This is a genomic window from Kluyvera ascorbata (assembly GCF_023195735.1).
In the GTDB taxonomy this organism is placed as follows: Bacteria; Pseudomonadota; Gammaproteobacteria; order Enterobacterales; family Enterobacteriaceae; genus Kluyvera; species Kluyvera ascorbata.
Window position 1 is genome coordinate 3,433,930 of sequence record NZ_CP096201.1, and the last position, 12,690, is coordinate 3,446,619.

A 12,690-nucleotide genomic window follows, 5' to 3' on the forward strand; every position below is an offset into this window, starting at 1 on the left:
TTCTGTACGTTGCCGCAAAAAAGAAAGCCCGGCTTTCGGCCGGGCTCGCAATTTACTGTGCTGCTGCGGGTTTACGCGGGCGGCGCGGCGGTCGTGGCTTATCGCCAGCCGGTTTACCTTCCGCGCTGCGCGGTTTGGCCTTCGGCGCCCCGCCGTCGTTACGACGCGGCTGCTGCTGGCTACGACCCGCGCCCTGCCCTTGACCCTGGCTCTGACCGCGACCACGGCCACCGCCGTTGCCGCCGCCACGCTGCTGGCGACCGTTCTGAATCGGCTCGGCTTTGATTGACGGATCGACGTCATAGCCGTCGAGGGCGATACGAGGGATCTCTTTCTTCAGCAGACGTTCGATGTCGCGAAGCAGTTTGAGTTCATCAACACACACCAAAGACAGCGCTTCACCGGTGGCCGCTGCACGGCCGGTACGACCGATACGGTGAACGTAATCTTCCGGGACGTTAGGCAGCTCGTAGTTCACAACGTGCGGCAGCTCTTCGATATCCAGGCCACGCGCGGCGATGTCGGTTGCCACCAGCACGCGAATATCACCAGATTTAAAATCAGCCAGCGCACGCGTACGCGCACCCTGCGATTTGTTGCCGTGAATCGCCGCGCTACGGATACCGTCTTTATTCAACTGTTCTGCCAGATGGTTTGCGCCGTGCTTAGTACGGGTGAAGACCAGCACCTGCTGCCAGTCACCCTGACCAATCATCTGCGACAACAGCTCACGCTTACGCTTTTTATCCACCATATGCACGTGCTGCGTCACCTGCTCGGAAGCGGTGTTGCGACGCGCCACTTCGATTTCCAGCGGGTTGGTCAGCAGTTTTTCTGCCAGCGATTTGATGTCATCAGAGAAAGTCGCCGAGAACAGCAGGTTCTGGCGCTTGGCCGGCAGTTTGGTCAGTACGCGGCGGATATCGTGGATAAAGCCCATATCCAGCATGCGGTCCGCTTCATCCAGCACCAGGATTTCAATCTGATCGAGCTTCACGGCGTTCTGATGTTCGAGGTCCAGCAGACGGCCCGGCGTTGCCACCAGTACGTCAACGCCGCCGCGCAGTTTCATCATCTGCGGGTTAATGCTCACGCCGCCGAAAACCACCAGCGAACGGATATTCAGGTAGCGGCTGTATTCACGGACGTTTTCGCCAATCTGGGCGGCCAGCTCACGGGTTGGCGTGAGGATCAGCGCGCGTACCGGGCGACGACCTTTAACGTGCGGCTCGCGAGACACCAGCAGTTGCAGCAGCGGCAGCGTAAAGCCTGCGGTTTTACCGGTACCGGTCTGCGCGCTGGCCATCAGGTCACGGCCCTGCAGTACAGCAGGAATCGCCTGCTGCTGAATAGGAGTGGGTTCCTGGTAGCCCTGCTCGGCAACGGCACGCAGAATATCGGGGTTCAGTCCGAGGGAATCAAAAGACATAAATACTCCACACCCACCCCGACCGCACGCGGTGTAGTTTTCGAGGGGATAAAAAACGGGGGAATGACAAAAACCACAATGTCATGAAGGGGCGGAGTGTAGCAGTTTTTGTGATGCACCGCATAAATTATCCCCTCCGGGGAAGAAAACAAGATTATTCACCAGACTGGACAAGTTTAAAAACGCGGCATAATCTTAATCAATCGTTTGATTAATTTTTGGTGGCCCCATGAATACAACGCCAATAACCAGCAAAGGTGAACAGGCTAAAAGCCAGCTGATTGCCGCGGGGCTCGCTCAGTTTGGCGAGTACGGGCTGCATGCCACCACTCGAGATATTGCCGCCCAGGCCGGGCAAAACATCGCGGCGATTACCTACTATTTTGGCTCAAAAGAAGATTTATACCAGGCTTGCGCCCAATGGATTGCCGACTTTATCGGCGAGAACTTCCGCCCGCACGCCGAAGCGGCAGAACAGCTCTTTGCCCAACCCGAGCCGGACAGAGACGCCATGCGCGCGCTGATTCTTCGCGCCTGCCAGAACATGATCCTATTGCTGACCCAGGACGATACCCTGAACCTCAGCAAATTTATCTCTCGCGAGCAGCTTTCACCGACCGCCGCCTACCAGCGGATCCACGATCAGGTCATCGCTCCGCTGCACGCACACCTCACCCGGCTGATTGCCGCCTATACTGGCTGCGATGCCAACAGTACGCAGATGATTCTCCATACCCACGCGCTGCTGGGTGAAGTGCTGGCCTTTCGCCTCGGACGGGAAACCATCCTGATGCGCACCGGCTGGTCACAGTTTGACGCCGATAAGGCCGAACAGATTTTCCAGGTGGTGACCTGCCACATCGATTTGATTCTGCAAGGATTAACGCAAAGGAGTCTGACCTCATGAAAAAACCGGTTGTCCTTATCCTGGTTGTCGTGGCGCTCGTCGCCGTGATTGGCGGCGGGACGTGGTGGTATCAGAGCCTGCAAAACAACGGGCTCACCCTGTACGGTAACGTGGATATTCGCACCGTCAATATGAGCTTCCGCGTCGGCGGGCGTTTGCAATCCCTGACGGTTGATGAAGGGGACGCTATCAAACAAGGACAGACGCTGGGCGAGCTGGATAAAGCGCCATTTGAAAATGCGCTGATGCAGGCGAAGGCCAACGTTGCTACCGCCGAGGCGCAGTACGACCTGATGATGGCGGGCTACCGGGCCGAAGAGATTGCCCAAGCGGCGGCGGCCGTCAAACAGGCGCAGGCCGCCTATGACTACGCGCAAAGCTTCTTGCAACGTCAGCAGGGGCTGTGGAACAAACGGCTGCTGTCAGCAAACGACCTGGCAAACGCGACATCCTCCCGTGACCAGGCGCTGGCGACGCTGAAATCCGCGCAGGATAAATTAAGCCAGTACCGCGCCGGTAATCGTCCGCAGGAAATTGCCCAGGCCAAAGCCAATCTGGAACAGGCGCAGGCGCAGCTGGCGCAATCGACGCTGGATTTGCAGGACACCGTACTCACCGCCCCTTCTGACGGTACGCTGCTTACCCGCGCCGTGGAGCCAGGCAGTATGCTTAGCGCGGGCAGCACGGTGCTGACGCTCTCCCTGACTCGCCCGGTCTGGGTTCGCGCCTATGTAGATGAAAAAAATCTCAGCCAGGCGCAGCCGGGACGCGAAATTCTGCTCTATACCGATGGCCGCCCGGATAAGCCATACCACGGTAAAATTGGCTTTGTTTCACCTACCGCAGAATTCACCCCGAAAACGGTTGAAACGCCAGACCTGCGTACCGATCTGGTTTACCGTCTGCGCATTATCGTGACCGATGCCGACGATAGCCTGCGTCAGGGTATGCCGGTCACTTTGCGCTTTGGCGATGAGTCGCGCCATGAGTAAACAGCAGATTCAGCTGCACGGGCTGGTTAAACAGTTCACCGGCATGAATAAACCGGCGGTGGCGAAGCTGGACTGCACGATTAACGCGGGCTACGTCACCGGGCTGGTCGGGCCGGACGGCGCAGGGAAAACCACCCTGATGCGCATGCTGGCGGGTTTATTGAAGCCCGACGACGGCAGCGCCGAAGTGCTGGGGCTCGACCCGATTCGTGACGATAGCGCCCTGCACTCGGTGATGGGCTATATGCCGCAGAAGTTCGGTCTTTACGAAGACCTCACGGTGATGGAGAACCTCAACCTCTACGCCGACCTGCGCAGCGTCACCGGCGAGGCGCGCGAGAAAACTTTCGCTCGCCTGCTGGAGTTTACCGCGCTCGGCCCCTTTACCTCACGTCTGGCTGGTAAGCTCTCCGGCGGCATGAAGCAGAAACTGGGGCTCGCCTGTACGCTGGTTGGTGAACCGAAGGTGCTGCTGCTGGATGAGCCCGGCGTCGGCGTTGACCCTATCTCCCGCCGAGAGCTGTGGCAGATGGTGCATGAACTGGCGGGCGACGGGATGCTGATCCTCTGGAGCACCTCCTATCTTGATGAGGCCGAGCAGTGCCAGGACGTGCTGCTAATGAACGAAGGCGAGCTGCTCTATCAGGGTGAACCCACCGCCCTCACCCGGACCATGGCCGGGCGCAGCTTTTTAATGCATAGCCCGGTAGAGAATAACCGCCGACTGTTACAGCACGCGCTGAAGCAGGAGATGGTCAGCGACGGCATGATTCAGGGGCGCTCGGTGCGGGTTATCCTGAAGAAATCGGCCACGGCGGAAGATCTCAAACGCGCGCCGGGGATGCCGGAGCTTGAAATTGCAGAGACCACGCCGCGTTTTGAAGATGCGTTTATCGACCTGCTCGGCGGCGCGGGCACCTCTGAGTCTCCGCTGGGAGCCATTCTGCATACCGTTGAAGGCACGGCGGATGAGACGGTTATCGAAGCCAGACAGCTCACCAAGAAATTCGGAGATTTCGCCGCCACCGACCACGTTAACTTCGCGGTCAAGCGTGGGGAGATTTTCGGCCTGCTCGGGCCAAACGGCGCGGGGAAATCCACCACCTTCAAGATGATGTGCGGCCTGCTGGTACCCACCTCCGGCAACGCGCTGGTGCTGGATATGGATCTGAAAACCGGTTCGGGCAAAGCGCGTCAGCACTTAGGCTATATGGCGCAAAAATTCTCGCTCTACGGCAACCTGACCGTCGAGCAAAACCTGCGCTTCTTCTCCGGTGTATACGGCCTGCGCGGGCGAGTACAGAACGAAAAAATTGAACGGATGAGCGAAGCGTTTGGCCTGAAGGCTATCGCTCGCCATACCACAGATGCATTACCGCTAGGCTTTAAGCAGCGCCTGGCATTGGCCTGCTCGCTAATGCACGAGCCGGATATTCTGTTCCTCGACGAGCCAACCTCGGGCGTTGACCCTATCACTCGCCGTGAATTCTGGCTGCACATCAACAGCATGGTGGAAAAAGGGGTGACCGTGATGGTGACCACCCACTTTATGGATGAAGCGGAGTACTGCGACCGTATCGGTCTGGTGTATCGCGGCAAGCTGATTGCCAGCGGCACGCCGGACGATTTAAAAGCCAAAGCCGCGGATGAACAACAGCCTGATCCCACCATGGAACAGGCGTTTATCACCCTCATCCACGACTGGGATAAGGAGCATGCCGATGAGCGCTAAAGGGCTTTCGTGGCGGCGCGTACGCGCGCTGTGCGTGAAGGAAACACGGCAGATCGTCCGCGATCCCAGCAGCTGGCTGATTGCGGTGGTGATCCCGCTGTTGCTGCTGTTTATTTTCGGCTACGGTATCAACCTCGACTCCAGCAAGCTGCGAGTCGGCGTACTGCTTGAACAGCAGAGCAAAGAGGCGCTGGACTTCACCCATACCCTCACCGGCTCGCCCTATATCGACGCCACCATCAGCGACAACCGCCAGCAGTTGATTGAGATGATGCAGGCCGGACGCATTCGCGGCCTGGTGGTAGTGCCGGTCGACTTCGACAAAAATATGGCTCGGCCGGGCAACGATGCGCCCATTCAGGTCATCACCGACGGCAGCGAGCCTAACACCGCAAACTTTGTGCAGGGCTACGTCGAGGGGATCTGGCAGCTGTGGCAGAAACAGCGCGCCGAAGATAGCGGCCAAACCTTCGAGCCGCTCATCGACGTGCAGACCCGCTACTGGTTTAACCCGGCGGCCATCAGCCAGCACTTTATTATTCCGGGGGCGATAACCATCATTATGACGGTCATCGGCGCGATCCTGACGTCGCTGGTGATCGCCCGCGAGTGGGAGCGCGGCACCATGGAGGCGCTGCTCTCCACCGAGGTGACGCGCGTCGAACTGCTGCTGTGCAAACTTATCCCCTACTACTTCCTCGGCATGCTGGCGATGCTGCTCTGCATGCTGGTGTCGGTGTTTGTGCTCGGCGTGCCGTATCGCGGTTCGCTGGTGATTCTGTTTTTCATCACTAGCCTGTTTTTGCTCAGCACGCTGGGAATGGGGCTTTTGATTTCGACCATCACCCGTAACCAATTTAACGCCGCCCAGGTGGCGCTGAACGCCGCGTTCCTGCCGTCGATTATGCTGTCCGGGTTTATTTTCCAGATAGACAGTATGCCAGCGGCTATTCGCGTGGTGACCTATATCATTCCGGCGCGCTATTTCGTCAGTACGCTGCAAAGCCTGTTTCTGGCGGGGAATATTCCGGTGGTGCTGATGGTCAATACGCTGTTTTTGATTGCCTCGGCGGTGATGTTTATTGGCCTGACGTGGATGAAGACCAAACGTCGGTTGGATTGATGCTTTCCCGGGGTCGCTACGCTCACCCGGGAACAACGGAGAACTCATATGCTGTACCGCTTATGGACGCTTATCCGCAAAGAGCTACAGTCGCTGTTGCGCGAGCCGCAGACGCGCGCCATTCTGATCATGCCGGTGCTGATTCAGGTGCTGCTGTTCCCCTTTGCCGCTACCCTTGAGGTGACTAACGCCACCATCGCCGTCTATAACGAAGATAACGGCAAGCATTCGGTGGAGCTAACCCAGCGCTTCGCCCGCGCCAAAGCCTTTACCCACGTCCTGCTGCTGCAAAGCCCGCAGGAGATCCAGCCGACTATCGATACCCAGAAGGCGCTGCTGCTGGTACGCTTCCCGGCTGATTTCTCCCGCGATCTCGACACGTTCCAGACCGCGCCGATGCAGCTATTGCTCGACGGGCGTAACTCGAACAGTGCCCAAATTGCCGCCAACTACTTACAGCAGATCGTCAAAAACTATCAGCAGGAGCTGCTGGAAGGGAAAGCGAAGCCGAATAACAGCGAACTGGTGGTGCGCAACTGGTATAACCCCAACCTCGATTACAAATGGTTCGTGGTGCCGTCGCTTATCGCCATGATCACCACCATCGGCGTGATGATCGTCACCTCGCTGTCGGTGGCGCGCGAGCGCGAACAGGGCACGCTCGATCAGCTGCTGGTCTCCCCGCTTGCCACCTGGCAAATATTCATCGGTAAGGCGGTGCCCGCGCTGATTGTTGCCACCTTCCAGGCAAGCATTGTGCTAGCGGTCGGGATATGGGCCTATCAGATCCCCTTCGCTGGGTCGCTGGCGCTGTTCTACTTTACGATGGTGATTTACGGGCTGTCGCTGGTGGGATTTGGGCTGCTTATCTCGTCGCTTTGCTCGACGCAGCAGCAGGCGTTTATCGGCGTATTCGTCTTTATGATGCCCGCCATTCTGCTGTCGGGTTACGTGTCGCCGGTAGAGAACATGCCGGTATGGTTGCAGCATCTGACGTGGATTAACCCGATTCGTCACTTTACTGATATCACCAAGCAGATCTATTTGAAGGATGCGAGTTTGTCGATTATCTGGGGGAGTTTGTGGCCGCTACTGTTTATAGCGGCCACGACGGGATCAGTGGCGTACGCGATGTTTCGCCGCAAGATCGCCTGAGGTTTTCTCTTTCACCAGCAGTGAGAACACGGCTGGGCCTGCAAGGATAGCAAGCCCGGCCAGCGCCAGCAGGTAGTTATTGTGCAGCACGCGTGACAGCAACCAGACGGCAATCATCGCCGCGCCAAAATACCAGGTGGTGGTTAACTCTTCGAGCACGTCGGCGAAGGCACGCCAGCGCTGCTCAGGGTGGCGCTGCAGCGCCAGCATCAATACGACGGTCACGGCATACAGCACGCAGAGCCCCAGGCCTACGCGTACCAACGCGCCGCCCATCCAGCCCATCACCAGTGCGGCGACGACCAGCAAATGCAACATAATCTGCCAGCAACTGAGTCCTGTTGCGACACGAATTCGTTGTTGCCACTTCATGGCTTCTCTCCTGAAGAATTTTATTCGCTTATTCAGAGTACTCAAGTCTACGGAAAATTCCGTAATAGTGGTGCTTTTTGTGACGCTGTTGTCACTATTTTCACCAACAGAGTGAGGAATTGTGCCTAAACATTCATTTAACGAAGAGGAAAATGCAGGGGATTAGGTGAGATTCCCGGCGTCGCGTTGCGACGCCGGGGAGGTATTTAGCGGCGGTTGCCGAAAATACGCAGCAGCATCAGGAACAGGTTGATGAAGTCGAGATACAGCGTCAACGCGCCAAGGATGGCATATTTGCGCAGGTTCGATGAATCACGAACGTCAATCTGCTCACCGATATTTTTCAGCTTCTGGGTGTCGTAGGCGGTCAGGCCCACAAACACAATCACCCCGATGTAGGTAATAGCCCACATCAGCGCATCGCTTTTCAGCCAGAAGTTCACCAGCGACGCCAGCACGATACCAATCAGCGCCATAAACAGCATGTTGCCAAAGCCGCTCAGGTCGCGTTTCGTGGTGTAGCCGTACAGGCTCATAATACCGAACATCCCGCCGGTCACCACGAAGGTGCTGGCGATGGACGAATAGGTATAAACGATGAAAATACTCGATAGCGTCAGCCCGGTGAGCGCCGAGTAGAGCATAAACAGCGTCGTCGCCATGCCCGCACTCAAACGCTGCACCATGCCCGAAAGCACGAACACCAGCGCCAGTTGTGCAATGATCAGACCAAAGAAGGTAATTTTACTGGAAAAGACAAACATCATCACCGCGGGGGTGTTAGCCGCATACCAGGCGATAAACGCCGTCAGCAGCAACCCGCAGGTCATCCAGCCGTATACCTGCGCCATATAGGTTTGCAGACCGCTACGCGCCTGCACAATCGAATCGGATCGAGGGAATCGTTCCATGACTTTCTCCTGAGTGTGAGTAGAACTTATTCTAAGCGTACCACATTCACGGCTTACCAGCGCTCGGCAGCGTGTTTATCGCTATCGCGGGCTTCCACCCAACGCTCGCCTTCCGGCGTAGCTTCACGCTTCCAGAACGGCGCGCGGGTTTTCAGGTAGTCCATGATAAATTCGCCAGCGTCAAACGCGCTGCTTCGGTGCGCGCTGGTGACGCCAACGAACACAATCTCTTCACCAGGCCACATTTCACCGATACGGTGAATGACCGTTACGCGGCCAAGCGGCCAGCGTTCGCGCGCGGCATCAACAATTTCAGCCAGCGCTTTTTCGGTCATGCCCGGATAGTGTTCCAGGGTCAGGGCTTTGACGCTATCGCCCAGGTTATGGTTACGTACCTTGCCGGTAAAGGTGACAACCGCGCCGTCTTCATCGCGCTCGGCAAGCCACGGGTATTCGTCGCCAACGCTGAAGCGTTCGTGGCGGACGATAATTCGGGTCTCGCTCATCTTAGCCTCCTGTTACCGGTGGGAAAAATGCCACTTCGTCGCCGTCTGCAACCGGATGATCGAAGCTCACCAGCGTCTGATTAACCGCCGCCAGCAGCTTGCCCTCTTCCAGCGCCAGAGACCAGCGCCCTTCCTGCGCCGCAAGATGCTGGCGTACAGCTTCAACCGTTGAAAACTCAGGGGCTAGCGCCAGCGAGTCAATGCCTACCAGCTCGCGGACCTGAGCAAAAAACAGCACATTAATCATAGGAATCCGCCTTAAAATCGCCCGATTTGCCGCCGCTTTTCGCCAGCAGACGAACCGGGCCAATGACCATATCTTTTTGCACGGCTTTGCACATGTCGTAAATCGTCAGCGCGGCGACCGAGGCGGCCGTCAGCGCTTCCATCTCAACGCCGGTTTTCCCGGTCAGACGGCACAGTGATTCAATGCGCACGCGGTGATGTTCCGGCTCGGCCTGCAGGTTAACTTCAACCTTGCTCAGCATCAACGGGTGGCACAGCGGGATAAGATCCCAGGTGCGCTTGGCCGCCTGAATACCGGCGATGCGCGCCGTGGCGAAGACATCACCTTTGTGGTGGCTGCCTTCGATAATCATCGCCAGGGTTTCCGGCTGCATGGTAACAAACGCTTCAGCGCGCGCTTCGCGAACGGTTTCCGCCTTGGCGGAGACATCCACCATGTGGGCTTCACCCGCCGCGTTGATATGGGTCAGTTGCGACATCGTTTATTTCTTCAGATGAGGATGGAAGTTACACGGACGCGTACGGGCATCCAGCTGCGGAGCAATAATGTTATCCCATGCGGTACGACAAGCTTTGGTGGAACCTGGCATCGCGAAAATCAGCGTGCGGTTGGCCATGCCGGCGACGGCGCGAGACTGTAGCGTCGCGGTACCAATCTCTTCAAAGGAGAGCATGCGGAACACTTCGCCAAAGCCTTCAATTTCGCGGTCAAACAGCGGCAGCAGCGCTTCCGGAGCCTGGTCGCCATCGGTCAGACCGGTACCGCCGGTGATCAGCACGACCTGTACATCATCGCGGGCAATCCAGGCAGAAACCTGGGCGCGAATCTGATAGCGGTTCTCTTTGACAATAGCCTTATCAACTATCTGGTGCCCGGCTTCCTGGGCGGAGTCGCGCAGGAAGTGACCGGAGGTGTCATCTTCTTCGCCGCGACGGTTGGAAATGGTAAGAATGGCAATGCGTGTTGGGATAAATTCAGCGCTCACCTGACTCATTTACATGCTCCTTGATTTGGAATTATCCACCGATATAGGACAAATTCTGCGTGATTCCGGTATTGCCCTGATGCAGGAAGTGGGTCTGTTTTTTGTGAGTTAAGGCTTCGGCAATGCGGTCTTCCAGTGCCTGCTGCTGGGCGTCATCCGCCAGCAGTTCACGCAGGTCAACGCCACCATCGCCAAACAGGCACAGATGCAGCTTCCCAATGGACGATACGCGCAGACGATTACAGCTGGCGCAAAAGTCTTTTTCATACGGCATAATTAAGCCGATTTCCCCTTCGTAGTCGGGGTGACAGAAGACCTGAGCCGGGCCGTCGCTGCGTTGACGGATTTGATGGATCCAGCCACGCTTAAGGAGTTGATCGCGCAGCACCATGCCAGAGATATGGTGCTTGCGGAACAGCTCGCTGCTTTCGCCGGTTTCCATCAGTTCAATAAAGCGGAGTTGAATGCGGCGCGGTTTGATCCACGCCAGAAAGGTGTCGAGCTGGTGGTGGTTCACATCGCGCATCAGCACGGTGTTAACCTTCACTTTTTCGAAGCCCGCGGTAAAAGCGGCATCGATGCCGTCCATTACCTGGCGGAATTTATCCTGGCCAGTGATGGCATGAAACTGACGCGCGTCCAGACTGTCGACGCTGACGTTTATCGCGGTTAAGCCAGCATCACGCCAGCCCGCCACGTCACGCGCCATGCGATAACCGTTGGTAGTCACGGCAATCTGGCGGATAGCGGTATTTTCTCTCACTGCGGCGATAACATCGGTGAAGTCGCGGCGCAGCGATGGCTCACCGCCCGTCAGACGTACTTTCTCCGTACCCAACGCCGAAAAGGCGCGCGTCACCCGGCGAATTTCGTCCAGAGACAGAAAGCCGTTGTTGGTGACTCCATTTGGCTGGTAGCCGTTTGGCAGGCAGTAGGTGCAGCGAAAGTTGCACACATCGGTAATCGAAAGACGCAGATAGTAGAAGCTGCGTGCATACGCATCAGTGAGTTGTGAAGCCATAGACACCTTTCCAAATACGGGAGGCGAGATCATTTCTTCCTTCGCCCTGGCAACAGTGAAGCCTGTTGCGGCCAAAGCGCCCTATTTTTCAACTTAGGCGCAGAGGCTAGAGTGTGTTGTTCAACCTGCATGGCAGGATGACTGAACCATGTTATGCCGAATAGTAGCGCGAGAATAACAGTTTCGCCATTTTCGCTTTCGCTGTATAAAGTTGTATATAGCGAGCCTATCGTGCACTTTCCCTACAGAATACGTAAAAATCACGTTTTTGCATTGATATACGTCATTTTGATGCGGGTGGAGCATCGTCTTTTAGAGGTAGTTAGGCTAATGTAAGCAGGTTTTTCAGACATAAGGAAGTTGTATGCGCAATCGCACTTTTGCCGATCTCGACCGCGTTGTGGCGCTGGGCGGCGGGCACGGCCTTGGACGCGTGATGTCCTCCCTGTCATCGCTCGGTTCTCGCCTGACCGGCATTGTCACCACCACCGATAACGGCGGCTCTACCGGGCGTATTCGCCGTTCTGAGGGCGGCATTGCGTGGGGCGATATGCGCAACTGTCTAAACCAGTTAATTACCGAACCAAGCGTTGCCTCAACAATGTTTGAGTATCGTTTTGGCGGTAACGGCGAACTTTCAGGACATAACCTCGGAAATCTGATGTTAAAGGCATTGGATCACCTGAGCGTCCGGCCTTTAGAAGCGATCAATTTAATAAGAAATCTGCTTAAAGTTGAGGCCTCATTGATTCCCATGTCCGAGCAGCCGGTCGATTTAATGGCTATCGACAGCGAGGGACATGAAATCTATGGCGAAGTGAATATTGATCAACTCGCCCTGCCACCGCAGGAGCTTATGCTCACGCCATCGGTATCGGCCACCCGGGAGGCCGTGCAGGCCATCGCCGAAGCAGATTTGATTCTTATCGGGCCGGGCAGCTTTTATACCAGCCTGCTGCCTATTTTACTGTTACCTGAAATTGCTCAAGCGCTGCGGCGTACTCCTGCGCAGATGGTCTACATCGAAAATCTGGGCCGCGAGCACAGCCCGGCTGGGCATTTAACGCTTGGCGATCGTCTTGCGCTGTTGGAACACTACATTGGTAAGCCGGTTATCGATGCCGTGATTGTCGGTCCGAAGACAGAAGTCTGCGGCACCGAGGGCAAACTGGTGATTCAGCAACCGCTCGAAGCAAGCGACATTCCTTATCGCCACGATCGCCACCTTTTACGTGCCGCGCTGGAAGAAGCGCTTCAGGCTTTTGGTCGAGTTTCCTTAAAATCTTAAGGTTGTCTTAAAAAACGTCGGG

The 12,690-nt window shown here is 56.7% G+C and carries 14 protein-coding genes and 1 riboswitch; of the genes, 6 read left to right on the forward strand and 8 right to left on the reverse strand.

Going from position 1 to position 12,690, the window contains the following annotated elements:
• Window positions 1–52 precede the first annotated feature (52 nt).
• Window positions 53–1,429, reverse strand: a complete 1,377-nt coding sequence (gene rhlE, locus MY052_RS16390) for an ATP-dependent RNA helicase RhlE (protein WP_248537430.1) — start codon at window positions 1,427–1,429, stop codon at window positions 53–55.
• Window positions 1,430–1,658: 229 nt separating this feature from the next.
• Between rhlE and cecR the strand changes: the two genes are divergently transcribed.
• Genes cecR through MY052_RS16415 form a run of 5 tightly spaced genes read left to right on the forward strand, consistent with a single transcriptional unit; the run spans window position 1,659 to window position 7,338 of the window.
• Window positions 1,659–2,336, forward strand: a complete 678-nt coding sequence (gene cecR / locus MY052_RS16395) for a transcriptional regulator CecR (protein ID WP_035892260.1) — start codon at window positions 1,659–1,661, stop codon at window positions 2,334–2,336.
• The gene (gene hlyD, locus MY052_RS16400; protein WP_035892258.1) at window positions 2,333–3,328 is read left to right on the forward strand and encodes a secretion protein HlyD; all 996 of its coding nucleotides are present in this window, start codon (window positions 2,333–2,335) and stop codon (window positions 3,326–3,328) included. The genes cecR and hlyD overlap by 4 nt, the downstream gene beginning before the upstream one ends.
• The gene (locus MY052_RS16405; RefSeq protein WP_123651739.1) at window positions 3,321–5,060 is read left to right on the forward strand and encodes an ATP-binding cassette domain-containing protein; all 1,740 of its coding nucleotides are present in this window, start codon (window positions 3,321–3,323) and stop codon (window positions 5,058–5,060) included. Before hlyD ends, MY052_RS16405 begins: the two co-directional genes overlap by 8 nt.
• Complete coding sequence (locus MY052_RS16410; RefSeq protein ID WP_035892255.1) at window positions 5,050–6,183, forward strand: ABC transporter permease; 1,134 nt, start codon at window positions 5,050–5,052, stop codon at window positions 6,181–6,183. Before MY052_RS16405 ends, MY052_RS16410 begins: the two co-directional genes overlap by 11 nt.
• A gap of 48 nt (window positions 6,184–6,231) precedes the next feature.
• Window positions 6,232–7,338, forward strand: a complete 1,107-nt coding sequence (locus tag MY052_RS16415; RefSeq protein WP_248537431.1) for an ABC transporter permease — start codon at window positions 6,232–6,234, stop codon at window positions 7,336–7,338.
• Here MY052_RS16415 and MY052_RS16420 read toward each other — a convergent pair.
• The 7 genes from MY052_RS16420 to moaA form a co-directional block, all read right to left on the reverse strand.
• Window positions 7,300–7,710: a YbhQ family protein gene (locus MY052_RS16420; RefSeq protein WP_248537432.1), complete on the reverse strand. Its 411-nt coding sequence runs from the start codon at window positions 7,708–7,710 to the stop codon at window positions 7,300–7,302. The genes MY052_RS16415 and MY052_RS16420 overlap by 39 nt on opposite strands.
• Before the next feature lie 206 nt (window positions 7,711–7,916).
• Window positions 7,917–8,621, reverse strand: coding sequence for a Bax inhibitor-1/YccA family protein (locus MY052_RS16425; protein ID WP_035892249.1), 705 nt, complete (start codon window positions 8,619–8,621; stop codon window positions 7,917–7,919).
• Window positions 8,622–8,674: 53 nt separating this feature from the next.
• Window positions 8,675–9,127 (reverse strand): molybdopterin synthase catalytic subunit MoaE, encoded by a 453-nt coding sequence (gene moaE / locus MY052_RS16430; protein WP_035892247.1) that lies wholly within the window; start codon window positions 9,125–9,127, stop codon window positions 8,675–8,677.
• A gap of 1 nt (window position 9,128) precedes the next feature.
• Window positions 9,129–9,374, reverse strand: a complete 246-nt coding sequence (moaD, locus tag MY052_RS16435) for a molybdopterin synthase sulfur carrier subunit (protein ID WP_035892245.1) — start codon at window positions 9,372–9,374, stop codon at window positions 9,129–9,131.
• Window positions 9,367–9,852, reverse strand: a complete 486-nt coding sequence (gene moaC, locus MY052_RS16440) for a cyclic pyranopterin monophosphate synthase MoaC (protein WP_035892244.1) — start codon at window positions 9,850–9,852, stop codon at window positions 9,367–9,369. Before moaC ends, moaD begins: the two co-directional genes overlap by 8 nt.
• Before the next feature lie 3 nt (window positions 9,853–9,855).
• Entirely contained in the window at window positions 9,856–10,368 is a 513-nt protein-coding gene (gene moaB / locus MY052_RS16445) for a molybdenum cofactor biosynthesis protein B (RefSeq protein ID WP_035892242.1), read from the reverse strand.
• A 22-nt stretch (window positions 10,369–10,390) separates the two neighbouring features.
• Window positions 10,391–11,380, reverse strand: a complete 990-nt coding sequence (gene moaA, locus MY052_RS16450) for a GTP 3',8-cyclase MoaA (protein WP_123651734.1) — start codon at window positions 11,378–11,380, stop codon at window positions 10,391–10,393.
• Window positions 11,368–11,504: riboswitch (molybdenum cofactor riboswitch) on the reverse strand. Its footprint overlaps the gene before it by 13 nt.
• Window positions 11,505–11,744: 240 nt before the next feature.
• Here moaA and yvcK point away from each other — a divergent pair.
• Complete coding sequence (gene yvcK, locus MY052_RS16455) at window positions 11,745–12,668, forward strand: uridine diphosphate-N-acetylglucosamine-binding protein YvcK (RefSeq protein WP_035892239.1); 924 nt, start codon at window positions 11,745–11,747, stop codon at window positions 12,666–12,668.
• Window positions 12,669–12,690: the final 22 nt, after the last annotated feature.

What these genes read in the sequence shown, in the direction of transcription:
- rhlE (WP_248537430.1), bottom strand. Translation starts at nt 1,429, where the DNA reads ATGTCTTTTGATTCCCTCGGACTGAACCCCGATATTCTGCGTGCCGTT.
- cecR (WP_035892260.1), top strand. Translation starts at nt 1,659, where the DNA reads ATGAATACAACGCCAATAACCAGCAAAGGTGAACAGGCTAAAAGCCAG.
- hlyD (WP_035892258.1), top strand. Translation starts at nt 2,333, where the DNA reads ATGAAAAAACCGGTTGTCCTTATCCTGGTTGTCGTGGCGCTCGTCGCC.
- MY052_RS16405 (WP_123651739.1), top strand. Translation starts at nt 3,321, where the DNA reads ATGAGTAAACAGCAGATTCAGCTGCACGGGCTGGTTAAACAGTTCACC.
- MY052_RS16410 (WP_035892255.1), top strand. Translation starts at nt 5,050, where the DNA reads ATGAGCGCTAAAGGGCTTTCGTGGCGGCGCGTACGCGCGCTGTGCGTG.
- MY052_RS16415 (WP_248537431.1), top strand. Translation starts at nt 6,232, where the DNA reads ATGCTGTACCGCTTATGGACGCTTATCCGCAAAGAGCTACAGTCGCTG.
- MY052_RS16420 (WP_248537432.1), bottom strand. Translation starts at nt 7,710, where the DNA reads ATGAAGTGGCAACAACGAATTCGTGTCGCAACAGGACTCAGTTGCTGG.
- MY052_RS16425 (WP_035892249.1), bottom strand. Translation starts at nt 8,621, where the DNA reads ATGGAACGATTCCCTCGATCCGATTCGATTGTGCAGGCGCGTAGCGGT.
- moaE (WP_035892247.1), bottom strand. Translation starts at nt 9,127, where the DNA reads ATGAGCGAGACCCGAATTATCGTCCGCCACGAACGCTTCAGCGTTGGC.
- moaD (WP_035892245.1), bottom strand. Translation starts at nt 9,374, where the DNA reads ATGATTAATGTGCTGTTTTTTGCTCAGGTCCGCGAGCTGGTAGGCATT.
- moaC (WP_035892244.1), bottom strand. Translation starts at nt 9,852, where the DNA reads ATGTCGCAACTGACCCATATCAACGCGGCGGGTGAAGCCCACATGGTG.
- moaB (WP_035892242.1), bottom strand. Translation starts at nt 10,368, where the DNA reads ATGAGTCAGGTGAGCGCTGAATTTATCCCAACACGCATTGCCATTCTT.
- moaA (WP_123651734.1), bottom strand. Translation starts at nt 11,380, where the DNA reads ATGGCTTCACAACTCACTGATGCGTATGCACGCAGCTTCTACTATCTG.
- yvcK (WP_035892239.1), top strand. Translation starts at nt 11,745, where the DNA reads ATGCGCAATCGCACTTTTGCCGATCTCGACCGCGTTGTGGCGCTGGGC.